The organism is Nocardia gamkensis NBRC 108242 (assembly GCF_001612985.1).
In the GTDB taxonomy this organism is placed as follows: domain Bacteria; phylum Actinomycetota; class Actinomycetes; order Mycobacteriales; family Mycobacteriaceae; genus Nocardia; species Nocardia gamkensis.
Map to the genome: position 1 here is coordinate 15,710 of NZ_BDBM01000053.1, position 12,695 is coordinate 28,404.

The window sequence follows — 12,695 nt, forward strand, 5'->3', positions numbered from 1 at the left end:
AGTACCGCCCATCACAAATCGTTGCCGGTCATCATCCGGTCATCCTATGATTTCTCGGTGATTGTGACGCTTCCCGGAACCGAGGCTCGCCAGGAATCCGTCCTGGTCGAGCGCCGTCGACGTGCGCTGACCGAGGGCCGCCTGCTGGTGCTCACCGCCATCGTGATGTCGGCGCTCACGCTGCGGGTCGCCGTCACCGCGTACAGCCCGCTGGCCGAGCGGATCGGCGCCGAGATCGGTTACGGGGCCGCCGTTGTCGGCGTCTTCGGCATGATCCCCACCGCCATGTTCGCGCTGTCCGGGCTGCTCACCCCGGTCCTGGCGGTCCGGCTCGGGCTGGAGCGCACGGCGCTGACGGCCATGCTGATGGCGGGCGCGGGCATGGTGCTGCGGGTGCTGATGTCGGGCACCGCCGAACTGCTCGTCTTCTCGGCCCTCGCCCTCGCTGGCATGGGCATCGGCAACGTGGTGATCCCGCCGCTGGTGAAGCGGTACTTCCCGGATCGCCTCGCCGTGATCAGCTCGCTGTACATCGTGATGGTGCAACTCGGCACGGTCGTGCCCGCCTTCATCGCGGTCCCGGTCGCGGACGCGCACGGCTGGCGCGTGTCGCTCGGGGTGTGGGGTGTGCTCGGCTTCGCCGCGGCGGTGCCGTGGCTGGCGGTGCTGCGCGGCAGGCGCGGACACGACGGCGCGGACCGGACGGCCGTGCCGGAGCAGCCGCCCACCGGGCGCGTGTGGCGCTCGCCCATCGCCTGGGGAATGGCGGGCATGTTCGGCATGACCTCGCTCACCACCTACGCGATGTTCACCTGGTTGCCGAAGATCCTGAGCGAGGCGGGCGCGAGCGCCGCGTACGGCGGGGCCATGGTCGGTCTGTTCGCCGTGGTCGGCCTGGTGGCCGCGCTCACCGCGCCCACCGTGGTCGCCCGGTTCCGCAATCCGTTCCCGGTCGTGGTGGGCTGCGCGGTGCTGTTCTTCATCGCGTTCACCGGACTGCTCGTCGCGCCGATGGCCGCGCCGATCCTCTGGGTCGTCGTGCTCGGTCTCGGCCCGAGTACGTTCCCGATGGCGCTGACGCTGATCAACCTGCGCACCCGCACCCCTGCCGGGTCGGCCGCGCTGTCCGGCTTCACGCAGGGCGTCGGGTACGCCGTGGCCTGCGTGGGCCCGCTGCTGTTCGGCGTGCTGCACACGGCGACGGGTGGCTGGCTCCTTCCGTTCGCGCTGCTCGGCCTGGCGGTGCTGGTCCTGCTGGCGGGCGCCTGGCAGGCGTGCAAGCCGCGGCTGCTCGAAGACACCTGGAATTGAGGCCCGGCGCCGAATCTCACAGCTCCGGTTGCGCGACTGTGCGAACAGGGTGAGGATGTGCGCATCCGAATTGTGCGACGTAGCGCGCGTCACACCTCACCGCCCGCGGAATTCGAATTCTGTCCTTTTGTGACGCATGGAAACCGTTGTGTCACATGCTTGAAACATTCCCGCGAAACTCACCCCCGGTCACCGGTAATCGTGAGCAACCGTTGATTTGACGGTCATTTCGCGCAGCATTTCGGCAATACCCCTTTCCTACCGTGGAGCCAACCGACATTGGGAGGCCCCGTTGAGCACGTTGACGCGTAACCGTCTGGAAGCGCTGGGACGGACGAAGATCCGCAGGCCGCGCATCGAGCACTGGGATGCGGAGGATGTCGCCGCCTGGGAAGCGGGCGGCAAGGACGTCGCCCGGCGCAACTTGATCTGGTCGGTCTTCGCCGAGCACGTCGGCTTCTCGGTGTGGTCGATCTGGTCGGTGATGGTGCTGTTCATGCCGACCGACAAGTTCGGCATCGACCCGGCGGGCAAGTTCTTCCTGGTCGCCATGCCGACCCTGGTGGGCGCGTTCCTGCGGATTCCCTACACCGTGGCGACCGCGCGGTTCGGCGGGCGCAACTGGACGGTGTTCAGCGCGGTGATGCTGCTGATCCCGACGCTGCTCGCGCTGTACTTCATCAATCAGCCGGGCACGTCGTACACGACGTTCCTGGTGGTCGCGGCCTTCGCGGGCTTCGGCGGCGGCAACTTCGCCTCCTCCATGACCAACATCAACGCGTTCTATCCCCAGCGGCTCAAGGGCTGGGCGCTCGGCCTGAACGCGGGCGGCGGCAACATCGGCGTTCCGGTGATCCAGCTGATCGGCCTGCTGGTCATCGCGACCATCGGCAACGGGTACGCCTCGCTGATCTGCGCGGTCTACCTGGTCCTCATCGCGATCGCCGGACTGGGCGCGGCGCTGTTCATGGACAACCTGCCCAACCAGAAGGCCGACCTGTCCTACATGCTCACCGCCCTCAAGGTGCCGCAGTCCTGGGCGATCGCGTTCCTCTACATCGGCACCTTCGGCTCGTTCATCGGCTACAGCTTCGCCTTCGGCCAGATCCTGCAGATCAGCTTCCGGGCAGGCGGCGACAGCGTCGCGCAGGCCACGCTGCACGCCGCGCAGATCGCCTTCATCGGTCCGCTGCTCGGCTCGCTGGCCCGGCCCTACGGCGGCAAGTGGGCCGACCGCATCGGCGGCAGCCGCGTCACCCTCTACGTCTTCGGCGCCATGATGGCGGCGGCCGTGCTGGTCACCGTGGCCAGCACGATGGCCGACAGCAACAACGGCGTGGCCAGCGGGGCCGTGATGACCGCGCTCGTGGTCGGCTTCATCGCCCTGTTCGTGCTCTCCGGCATCGGCAACGGGTCGGTCACCAAGATCATCCCGTCGGTGTTCGAGGCCAAGTCCAGGAGCCTGGACGCCACGCCCGCCGAACGGTCGGCCTGGTCGCAGAACACCTCCGGCGCGCTGATCGGTTTCGTCGGCGCCATCGGCGCCCTCGGCGGCGTGGGCATCAACCTGGTGCTGCGCTCCTCCTACGCGTCCACCAAGTCGGCCACCACCGCGTTCTGGGTGTTCATGGCCTTCTACGTGCTGTGCGCCCTGGTGGTCTGGGCGGTGTTCCTGCGCCGTCCCGGCCTGCGGGGCCTGCCCGCCGAGTCCGATGTCGTGGCCGAGGCGGAGACCTTCGTCCTCGAAGCCGAAGCAGGCCAGTCCCCGTCCCAGACCCCGTCCGCCGGCTCGTCGGCCCGCGCTTGACACCCGATCCAGTCCAGGAGGACACACAGATGAACCCCACAGTCGCTCGTAAGACCGCGGTGGTCGTCGGCCACGGAATGGTCGGGCACCGGTTCGTCGAGGCGCTGCGCTCGCGCGACACCGAAGGCCGCTGGCAGGTGATCATCCTCAGCGAGGAGAAGCTGCCCGCCTACGACCGCGTCGGCCTCTCCTCCTACGTCGGCGCCTGGGACGCGAGCGCGCTCGCGCTGCCCGGCAACGAGTACGCCGGTGACGAGCTGGTCGAGCTGCGCCTGGGCCAGAGCGCCGAGTCCATCGACCGGGCGGCGCGCAAGGTGACCACCTCGTCGGGTGACATCCTCGCCTACGACGCGCTCGTGCTGGCCACCGGTTCCTACCCGTTCGTGCCGCCGGTGCCCGGCCACGACGACCCCGCCTGCTTCGTCTACCGCACCCTCGACGACCTCGACGGCATCCGCGCGGCCGCCGAAGCCGCCGGCCCCGGCGCGGTGGGCGTGGTGGTCGGCGGCGGCCTGCTCGGCCTGGAGGCCGCGAACGCGCTGCGCCTGCTCGGGCTCACCCCGCACGTGGTCGAGTACAACACCCGGCTGATGCCCGCCCAGGTCGACGAGGGCGGCGGCGCCATCCTGGAGCGCCTGGTCACCGACCTCGGGCTGCACGTGCACACCGGCGTGGGCACCTCCTCGATCGAGGCGGCCGACCAGGGAGTGAAGGTCACCCTGTCCGACGAGACGGTGATCGAAGCCGGGCTCGTGGTGTTCTCCGCCGGTGTCCGCCCGCGCGACCAGATCGCCCGCGACGCGGGGATCGAGGTCGGCCCCCGCGGTGGCATCATCACCGATCTCGGCCTGCAGACCTCCGACCCGAACATCTGGGCCATCGGCGAATGCGCCGCCGTCGAGGGCGTGTGCTACGGCCTGGTCGCGCCGGGCTACAGCACCGCCGAGATCGTGGCCGACCGCCTCCTGGGCGGCTCGGGCGAGTTCCCGGGCGCGGACATGTCGACCAAGCTCAAGCTGCTGGGTGTGGACGTGGCCAGCTTCGGTGACGCGCACGGCGTCACCGAGGGCGCGCTGTCGGTCGTGCTGCACGACGCGGCCAAGGGCACCTACGCCAAGCTGGTCGTCTCCGACGACGCGAAGACCCTGCTCGGCGGCATCCTGGTCGGCGACGCCACCGCCTACTCGGCGCTGCGCCCGCTGGTCGGCCGCCCGCTGCCCGCCGAACCGGCCGCGCTGATCTCGCCCGCGGGCGCCGAACTGGGCGCCGACGCGCTGCCCGACGACGCGCAGATCTGCTCGTGCAACAACGTGTCGAAGGGCGCGATCTGCGGGGCGATCGCCGACGGCGCCTGCGACGTCCCGGCGATCAAGAGCTGCACCACCGCCGGAACCTCCTGTGGCGGTTGCGTTCCCATGCTCAAGAAGCTGCTCGAGCAGTCCGGCGTGGAGATGTCCAAGGCGCTGTGTGAGCACTTCGAGCAGTCGCGTGCCGAGCTGTTCCAGATCGTCCAGGTCACCGGTATCCGCACCTTCTCCGGCCTGATCACCAAGTACGGCAAGGGCGCGGGCTGCGACATCTGCAAGCCGACCGTCGCGTCCATCCTCGCCTCCACCTCGAGCGACCACATCCTCGACGGCGAGCAGGCCGCGCTGCAGGACACCAACGACCACTTCCTGGCCAACCTCCAGAAGAACGGCACCTACTCGGTGGTGCCGCGGATGCCCGGCGGCGAGGTCACCGCCGAGCAGTTGATCACCATCGGTGAGGTGGCCAAGGAATTCGGCCTGTACGTGAAGGTCACCGGCGGCCAGCGCATCGACCTGTTCGGCGCGCGCGTCGAGCAGTTGCCGCTGATCTGGAAGCGGCTGGTCGACGCGGGCATGGAATCCGGTCACGCCTACGGCAAGTCGCTGCGCACCGTGAAGAGCTGCGTCGGCTCCACCTGGTGCCGCTACGGCCAGCAGGACTCGGTCGGCATGGCCGTGCTGCTGGAGAAGCGCTACCGCGGCCTGCGGTCGCCGCACAAGCTGAAGCTGGCGGTCTCCGGCTGCGCCCGTGAATGCGCCGAGGCGCGAGGCAAGGACGTCGGCGTGATCGCCACCGAGAACGGCTGGAACCTCTACGTCGGCGGCAACGGCGGCCTCACCCCGAAGCACGCGGTGCTGCTGGCCGGTGAACTCGACGACGAGACGCTGATCAAGTACATCGACCGGTACCTGATGTTCTACATCCGCACCGCTGATCGTTTGCAGCGCACCGCTCCTTGGCAGGAAGCGCTGGAGGGCGGCATGGATTACCTCAAGCAGGTGATCTGCGAGGACAGCCTCGGCATCGCCGAGGATCTGGAGGCGGCGATGGCCCAGCACGTCGCCGGCTACCGCGACGAGTGGGCCGCCGTGCTGGACGACGAGGAGAAGCTTTCTCGCTTCGTGTCGTTCGTCAACGCCCCGGAGGAAGCCGATCCGACGATTTCCTTCGACGATTCGGGCGAGCGGAAGGTTCCCGTCCTGCTGGGACTGCCCAAAGTTCCGGTCGCCACGCAGGGGAAATGACCGCTTAACCGCTTGGAAACAGAACGCCGGTACCAATGAGTAAGGCGTTTGGAGGATGACACCGATGACCGTGATCGATACCCCCGGCATTGCCACAGCTACCGCCACCGGGTGGACACAGGCTTGCCGTCTCGACTACCTGATCCCCGGCCGCGGCGTTGCGGTGTTGCTGAAAGGCGGCCAGCAGGCCGCCCTGTTCCTGCTGGAGAACGGCATGCTGTATGCCGTCGGCAATATCGATCCGATCGGCCGGGCGGCGGTCATGTCGCGCGGGATCGTCGGCGATCGCGGTGGGGCGCCCGTCGTGGCCTCGCCGCTGCTGAAGCAGGCCTTCTCTCTGGTCGACGGGCATTGCCTGGACGACGAATCGGCGATGCTGCCGGTGTACGCGGTGCGCGTGGACCACGGCATCGTTTCGATTTCCAACGAGCCGGTGGCCACCGCGCTCTCGTCCTCGGATGGATGAAACGCCAATGACAACAGTTGACGCGGGCGAGAGCCTTGCCGGATTCACGGTGGGCATCACGGCGGCCCGGCGGGCGGTGGAATTCGCCACGCTGCTCGAACGCCGGGGCGCGACCATCGTTTCGGCGCCTGCCATCCGGATCATCCCGCTCTCCGACGACAACGAGCTGGAACGAGTGACCCGGCAGCTGGTCGCCGATCCACCACAGATCACCGTGGCCACCACGGGAATCGGGTTCCGCGGGTGGATGGAGGCGGCCGAAGGCTGGGGCTTGGCCGAGAATCTGCGCGCGACGCTGGGGACCACCCGGATGCTCGCGCGCGGCCCGAAGGCCAAGGGCGCCATCCGCGCCGCGGAATTGCGCGAGGAATGGTCGCCCGCCTCCGAGTCTTCCGCCGAAGTGCTCGATCACCTGCTCGCCGAAGGCGTGGAGGGCGTCCGGATCGCCGTGCAGTTGCACGGTGCCACCACCGAGTGGGAGCCGGTGCCCGACTTCTGCGAGGTCCTGCGGTGCGCGGGCGCGGATGTCGTGCCGGTGCCGGTGTACCGCTGGGTGCCGCCCGACGATCAGGGGCCGATGGATCACCTCATCGAGTCGATCGTCACCTCCGGCATGGACTGCGTCACCTTCACCAGCGCCCCCGCCGTGGCGTCGATGTTGATGCGCGCCAAGGAAACCGGACTGCTGGAGGGGTTGCTGTACGCGCTGCGCGGCCGGGTGCTGCCCGCCTGCGTCGGCCCGATCACGGCCGCGCCGCTGGAGGAACTCGGGGTGCCCACCTCGATGCCGGGCCGGGCCCGCCTCGGTGCGCTGGCCCGCCACGTCGCCGAGGAACTGCCCCGGCGCGCCAACCGGATTCACGCCGCGGGCCACATCATCAGCGTGCGCGGCGCGTGCGTGGTGGTCGACGGTCAGGTGCGTCAGCTGGCGCCCGCGCCGATGGCCCTGATGCGCTCGCTGGCCCGTCAGCCCGGCCGGGTCGTCTCCCGCGAGGACTTGCTCGCCGCGCTGCCCGGCGGCGGGGACGACACGCACGCGGTGGAGACCGCCATCGCCCGGCTGCGCGCCGGACTCGGCACGCCGAAAGCGATTCAAACCGTGGTCAAACGCGGGTACCGGCTCGCGCTGGACCCGGCGGAATGTATCGACAACAATCCACGGCCCACCGCGACAGGAGGCCCGCAGGTGCCCGGCGTCGGAATTCCGACCCGGGCACCTCGGCACATCCAGACCGCGGGGAACTGGTGACCGCGCCCGCCCTGGTGGTGGTGGCCCACGGGACCCGCAGCACCAAGGGCGTACAGATGATCGCGGCGCTCGCCGAGGCCGTGACGAAGGAACTCGGTGCCGGGATTTCGGGGCCCGGCACCGAGACCGGCGACGGTCCCTGGGTGCGCACGGCATTCGTGGACGTGCTCGGCCCTTCGCCGTCGGAGGTGCTGCGCGATCTGGTCACCCCCACCGGCGAATCCGTACCCGCCGTCGTGGTTCCGGCGTTCCTGGCCTCGGGATATCACGTCTACCAGGACGTGCCGCGTGAGGTCGCCGAGAGCGCCCATCCCGCGGTGACGGTCACGCCCGCCATGGGCCCGGACCCGGCGCTGGCGCGGATCATGGCGATGCGCCTGCGCGCGGCGGGCTGGTCCCCGGGCGACGCGGTCGTCTTCGCCGCTGCGGGCTCCTCCGATGCCCGTGCCCGGCAGGACGTCCGGCGCGCGGCCGCGCTGCTGGCCGAACACCTCGGTGTCGCGGTCCGCATCGGCTACGTCGCGACCGGCGCGCCGCGCGTCCCGGACGTCGTCGCGGAATTGCGCGCGGCAGGGGCGGGCAGGGTCTTCGTCGCCTCGTACCTGCTCGCGCACGGCCTGTTCCAGCAGCGCCTGCACGAGGCGGGAGCCGACGGCGTCGCCGAGCCAATCGGTGTGCACCCGGCGGTCGTCCGGTTGATCGCCGACCGCTACCGGGTCGCGGCGGGGGAGATGGTCCGGGCGCGGGCTCGCTGAGCATCGGCGGACGAGTGACGCATGGCCGGTGGGACCGGTCTGCTGATCGTCGGCTGGTACCGGTCGTTGTTAGGGGAGGTGGGGTGAGTGCGGGCTCGCTGAGCGATCGGCGGTCGAGTGACGTATGGCCGGTCGGACCGGTCTACTGATCGTCGGCTGGTAACGGTAGTTGTTGGGGAGGTGGGGTGAGTGCGGGCTCGCTCAGTGATCGGCGGTCGACTCACCTGTGCCGCCGGTCAGGTCTGCTTGGTCGCCGGTCTCCGGAGCGCCGCCGACAAGCGCGGGCACGGCCGGTTCCGCGCCGCCACCGGTACCGGCAGGGCTGGTCCCCGGTTTCGGCGGCTCGGACGAGTCGGTGAGCCGCCCGGTCCGACGCGGTTCCGCGGTCATCGCTTTGGTTCGGCGGCATAGGGATTCGCCGGGTTCGCCGCGACGTACTGCGACCAGGTCTGTGTGCCGTCGGGATGATCCGGGCAGGTGTTCAGGCCCGCCCGGAACGCGCTCCCGATCCGGCCGGGCACCGGGAGCGGGACGATCCGCCGCGGCCGCTGCCGGGCGGCTTGCCAGACCTGCGCCAACTGGGTCATCGTCCGCACTTCCGGACCCCCGAAGTCCGGAGCCCGGCCGAGCGGCTCGCCCTCGGCCAACGCGGCGAGCCGCCGCGCCACATCGGCGGCGGCGACCGGCTGGAAACGGAAGTGCGGCGGCAGCGGCACGATCGGCCATCTCTCGACGCTGTGCAACACGGCCGCGATCAGCTCGTGGAACTGCGTCGCCCGCAGGATCGTATGCGGCACACCACTGTCGATGACGGCTTGCTCGCAGGCCAGCTTGTTCCGGTAATACCGGAACGGGATGCGGTCGATCCCGACGATCGACACGTACAGCAGGTGCCGGACCTCTCGCGCGTGCCGCAGCAGATGCTCGGTCTGGGCGAGGTCGGAGCCGCCCATCCGACGGAAATCCGAAGCCGCGTGCACGATTACGTCGGCACCCGCCGCGGCCTGCGCCACGCCGGTACCGGTGCGCAGATCGCCCACATGCGTGCCCGCGCCCGAGCGCCGGGAAAGCACCCGCACATCATGACCCGCTTCGCGCAGCCGATCCACCACAAGCCTGCCCAGCGCGCCGGTTCCGCCCGTGACGAGAGTCTTGGTCATGGTCAACTTCTACCGAGGAAACCCGGCAGGCGTAGGCAAGTGCGCCGTCACAGTGGCGAGTCGCACAGCCGGTAGCAGGCCGGCCGTGGAGCGATCGCTCGGTCGCGTCGGTTCGGTGGGCCCGCCTGCCGCGCGCTAGGGCCGAGTAAGTTCCCCGCCGCTCATCGAGGCGGGCGCGCGGGTGAACGACGCGCGGTAGCTGCTCGGTGGCACCCCTACCTGCCGGATCATGTGCTGCCGCAACGACTCCGCCGAGCCGAGGCCGCTGTGCCTGGCCACCTGATCCATCGGCAGCGTGGTGGATTCCAGCAGTTCCCTGGCGCGTTGTAAGCGCTGGTGCAGCAGCCATTTCTGCGGGCTGAGACCGGTTTCCTCGTGGAAGCGGCGGGTCAGTGTGCGAACGCTGGTGCGCGCGTGGGCGGCCAAGTCGTCCAGCGACAGCGGCGTGTCCAGCCGCCGCAGCGCCCAGGCGCGGGTGTCCGCGAGCGTGACACCTTTCTCCGCGGGCAGGGGCGCGTCCACGAACTGAGCTTGCCCGCCGGACCGCACCGGCGTGACGACGGCGGTGCGGGCGGCGGCGTTCGCCACCGTCGCGCCGTAGTCGACGCGAATCAGGTGCAGGCACAGATCTATTCCGGCCGCCGCGCCCGCGGCCGTGGTGATCGGACCGTCCTCGATGAACAGCGCGTCGCTGCGGACCGCCACATCCGGGTGGTTCGCCGCCAGTTCGTCGGCCAGGCCCCAGTGTGTGGTGGCGGTGCGGCCGGACAGCAGGCCCGCCTGCGCCAGGACGAAGGCGCCGCTGCATATCGAGGTGACGCGTTTGCCCGCGGCCACCGCGCCACGCAGGGCGGTCAGTGTGGCGGCGTCGGCGTCCGCGCGGCTGCCGGTGCTCGGCACGATGACGATGTCCGCTTCCTCGATCGCCGCCAAGCCCCGGGAGACGACCACGTCGAAGCCGCCCAGTCCGGCGGGCAGCACGCCGGGCGCCGCGGTGCACACAAGGATGCGGTAGCCGGGTTCGCCGTCCACCATCGCCGCGCCGAGCACCGTTTCCGGCATGGCCAGGTCGAAAGCCTTCACCGGAGGAACCGCGACAACGGCGACAGTCAGCATGGCCCGATCCTTGGGATAGTTGGCAATCCGGCCAGTAGTCTACCGGCCCGCGTCCCGGCAGGCTGACTGGTACGCGATCGGCAAACGGCGGGAACGGGCCAGCTGTCGCGTGAATCATGTTGTTGTAGAGAGGAATTCGCATGCCAACGCATGTCATCGTCGGGCGCGGCGCCACTGCTTCGGCCACCGCGGCGCTACTGGCCGAGTCCGGCGACCGAGTACGCATGGTCAGCCGCAGCGGTGCTGGGCCCGAGCACCCGCAGATCGAACGAATCGCCATGGACGCGCTGGATACGGCCGCGCTGGCCGCCGTCACGGAGGGTGCGGAAACCTTGTTCAACATGGCCATGCCCGCGTATCACACCTGGCCGCAGACCATTCCGCCGCTGTTCGGGTCCATCCGGTCCGTCGCCGAGCGGACCGGTGCGAACTACGTGATGCTCGGCAATCTGTACGGCTACGGTCCCGTCGACGGTCCGGTCACCGAGCAGTCCCCGCTCGCGGCCACCGGCCCGAAAGGGCGGGTGCGCGCCCGGATGTGGCGGGAAGCGGAGGAAGCGCACCGGGCGGGACGGGTGCGCGTCACCGAGGTCAGGGCGGGGCAATTCGTCGGCCCCGGGGCGATCTCGTTGTTCACGCTGCTCGCCCAGCCGAAGATCCTGGCCCGGCAGTTGGCGCTGCTGCCGCAGGAACTCGACCTGCCGCACGCCTACACCGCGGTCGGTGACGCGGCGGCGGCAGCGGTCGCCGTCGCGCGCGACGAGCGCGCGTGGGGCCGCCCCTGGCATGCGCCGAGTATCACGACGACCGTGCGGGAGATCGCCGGGCGGTTCGCGGCGGCCGCCGGAGCGACCGAGCCGCGGCTGGCCGTCATGAACGATAGGGAGTTGACGCTGCTCGGTCTGACCGATCCGTTCTACGCCGAACTGTTCGAGACCTACCACATGTCACACGAGGTCTTCACAGTCGACGATTCAGCCATTCGTGACACGTTCGGACTGAAGGCATCCGATCTGGATGAGGTGTTCGCGCAGGTGGTGCGCGGGGGTTGATCCGGGTGCGCGCGAGACCCGCGCGCGGGTCTCGCGCGCACGGTGCGGCCGTGGATGCGCGGCCCGACGGTCGCAGCGCGATCATACGTTGATATTCGCCCAATAATTGCTTTATAGATCGAGTAATCAAGATTATCGGCATTTATAGCGTTTGAGCGGCAATTTCATGTGCGATTGAGAACGTGCTCGACGATTGCCGTATGCACCCAGGTGGGGGTGATAGACACTCGTCTCATGTACCGGCTCCTGCGATGCCTGGTTCCACTTCTCGCGGTGTGCGCCGCCTTCGTCCCGGCCACGACCGCCGCCGCCGATCCCGGCGCGAGCATTCTCGACGTCCGCCCGCTGGGTGGGCGGGAGTTCGAAGTCGTCGTCCACTCCGCGGCGATGGATCGCCCCATCACGCTGTGGATGTCGCATCCGGGTTCCGGCGCTCCCGCGCTGTACCTGCTCAACGCCGTGGACGGGGGCGAGGACGGGGGTCCGTGGACCCGGCGCACCGACATCGCGGCGTTCTTCGCGGACAAACCGGTCAACGTGATCGTGCCGTTGAGCGGGCGCGCCAGCTACTACACCGATTGGCTGCGCGATGACCCTGTGCTCGGCCGCAACATGTGGACGACGTTCCTGACCAGGGAACTGCCGCCGCTGCTCGGGGCCAGGTTCGGGATGAACGGCCGCAACGCCGTCGCGGGACTTTCCATGTCGGCGACTTCCGCGTTGGATCTCGCGATCGGTGCGCCCGGCCTGTATCAGGCGGTCGGCGCCTACAGCGGGTGTCCGCGCACCAGCGATCCGATGGGCCAGGCGATCGTCCGATCGCAACTGGGAGTGTTCGGCGCGGACCCGGCCAATATGTGGGGTCCTCCCGGCGATCCGGCCTGGGCCGAACACGACCCTATGGTGCAGGCCGAGCGGCTGCGCGGTGTGGCGCTCTACATCTCCGCGAGCACCGGCGTACCGGGATCGCACGAGACGCTCAGCGATCCCGGCATCGACGGCAACCCCTTCCGGCTGATGGATCGATTGCTGGTGGGCGGAGGCATGGAGACGGTGATCAACGGTTGCACCCGGGCGTTCGTGGACCGGCTGAGCGCTCTCGGCATCCCCTTCACGGCGAATCTCCGCCCCGCGGGCACGCATGCCTGGACCTATTGGCAGGACGACGTGCACGAGTCCTGGTCGCTGTTCGCGGGTGCGCTGGGCGTCTGATCGGGACGACCC

The 12,695-nt window shown here is 69.6% G+C and carries 11 protein-coding genes; 8 read left to right on the top strand and 3 right to left on the bottom strand.

What is annotated here, in order from left to right:
* Window positions 1-57: 57 nt before the first annotated feature.
* The 6 genes from NG1_RS29245 (at window position 58) to NG1_RS29270 (ending at window position 8,143) form a co-directional block, all read left to right on the top strand.
* Entirely contained in the window at window positions 58-1,311 is a 1,254-nt protein-coding gene (locus NG1_RS29245) for an MFS transporter (protein ID WP_373686199.1), read from the top strand.
* 301 nt (window positions 1,312-1,612) lie between these two features.
* Window positions 1,613-3,118, top strand: a complete 1,506-nt coding sequence (locus NG1_RS29250; protein ID WP_062976239.1) for a nitrate/nitrite transporter — start codon at window positions 1,613-1,615, stop codon at window positions 3,116-3,118.
* A 29-nt stretch (window positions 3,119-3,147) separates the two neighbouring features.
* Window positions 3,148-5,673, top strand: a complete 2,526-nt coding sequence (nirB, locus tag NG1_RS29255; RefSeq protein WP_062976174.1) for a nitrite reductase large subunit NirB — start codon at window positions 3,148-3,150, stop codon at window positions 5,671-5,673.
* Between the two features lie 64 nt (window positions 5,674-5,737).
* Window positions 5,738-6,139: a nitrite reductase small subunit NirD gene (gene nirD / locus NG1_RS29260; RefSeq protein WP_062976176.1), complete on the top strand. Its 402-nt coding sequence runs from the start codon at window positions 5,738-5,740 to the stop codon at window positions 6,137-6,139.
* Window positions 6,140-6,146: 7 nt separating this feature from the next.
* Window positions 6,147-7,388, top strand: coding sequence for a uroporphyrinogen-III synthase (locus NG1_RS29265; RefSeq protein WP_062976178.1), 1,242 nt, complete (start codon window positions 6,147-6,149; stop codon window positions 7,386-7,388).
* Window positions 7,385-8,143, top strand: a complete 759-nt coding sequence (locus NG1_RS29270) for a sirohydrochlorin chelatase (protein ID WP_062976180.1) — start codon at window positions 7,385-7,387, stop codon at window positions 8,141-8,143. The genes NG1_RS29265 and NG1_RS29270 overlap by 4 nt, the downstream gene beginning before the upstream one ends.
* Before the next feature lie 201 nt (window positions 8,144-8,344).
* Here NG1_RS29270 and NG1_RS29275 read toward each other — a convergent pair whose 3' ends face one another.
* The 3 genes from NG1_RS29275 to NG1_RS29285 form a co-directional block, all read right to left on the bottom strand.
* The gene (locus NG1_RS29275) at window positions 8,345-8,533 is read right to left on the bottom strand and encodes a hypothetical protein (RefSeq protein ID WP_062976182.1); all 189 of its coding nucleotides are present in this window, start codon (window positions 8,531-8,533) and stop codon (window positions 8,345-8,347) included.
* Complete coding sequence (locus NG1_RS29280; RefSeq protein ID WP_062976184.1) at window positions 8,530-9,303, bottom strand: SDR family oxidoreductase; 774 nt, start codon at window positions 9,301-9,303, stop codon at window positions 8,530-8,532. Before NG1_RS29280 ends, NG1_RS29275 begins: the two co-directional genes overlap by 4 nt.
* Window positions 9,304-9,438: 135 nt before the next feature.
* Window positions 9,439-10,419 carry a GlxA family transcriptional regulator gene (locus NG1_RS29285; RefSeq protein ID WP_062976186.1) on the bottom strand — a complete coding sequence of 327 codons (981 nt, stop codon included), beginning with the start codon at window positions 10,417-10,419 and terminating at the stop codon, window positions 9,439-9,441.
* Between the two features lie 140 nt (window positions 10,420-10,559).
* Between NG1_RS29285 and NG1_RS29290 the strand changes: the two genes are divergently transcribed.
* Together NG1_RS29290 and NG1_RS29295 are read left to right on the top strand one after the other, a co-directional pair.
* Window positions 10,560-11,471, top strand: a complete 912-nt coding sequence (locus NG1_RS29290; RefSeq protein WP_062976188.1) for a Rossmann-fold NAD(P)-binding domain-containing protein — start codon at window positions 10,560-10,562, stop codon at window positions 11,469-11,471.
* Window positions 11,472-11,705: 234 nt separating this feature from the next.
* A complete protein-coding gene (locus tag NG1_RS29295; RefSeq protein WP_062976190.1) occupies window positions 11,706-12,683 on the top strand; it encodes an alpha/beta hydrolase in 978 nt (325 codons plus the stop codon).
* Window positions 12,684-12,695: the final 12 nt, after the last annotated feature.

Excerpts from the sequence above, each read along its gene's own strand:
- NG1_RS29265 (WP_062976178.1), top strand. The coding sequence starts at position 6,147 with ATGACAACAGTTGACGCGGGCGAGAGCCTTGCCGGATTCACGGTGGGC.
- NG1_RS29290 (WP_062976188.1), top strand. The coding sequence starts at position 10,560 with ATGCCAACGCATGTCATCGTCGGGCGCGGCGCCACTGCTTCGGCCACC.
- NG1_RS29295 (WP_062976190.1), top strand. The coding sequence starts at position 11,706 with ATGTACCGGCTCCTGCGATGCCTGGTTCCACTTCTCGCGGTGTGCGCC.
- NG1_RS29280 (WP_062976184.1), bottom strand. The coding sequence starts at position 9,303 with ATGACCAAGACTCTCGTCACGGGCGGAACCGGCGCGCTGGGCAGGCTT.
- nirD (WP_062976176.1), top strand. The coding sequence starts at position 5,738 with ATGACCGTGATCGATACCCCCGGCATTGCCACAGCTACCGCCACCGGG.
- NG1_RS29275 (WP_062976182.1), bottom strand. The coding sequence starts at position 8,533 with ATGACCGCGGAACCGCGTCGGACCGGGCGGCTCACCGACTCGTCCGAG.
- NG1_RS29285 (WP_062976186.1), bottom strand. The coding sequence starts at position 10,419 with ATGCTGACTGTCGCCGTTGTCGCGGTTCCTCCGGTGAAGGCTTTCGAC.
- nirB (WP_062976174.1), top strand. The coding sequence starts at position 3,148 with ATGAACCCCACAGTCGCTCGTAAGACCGCGGTGGTCGTCGGCCACGGA.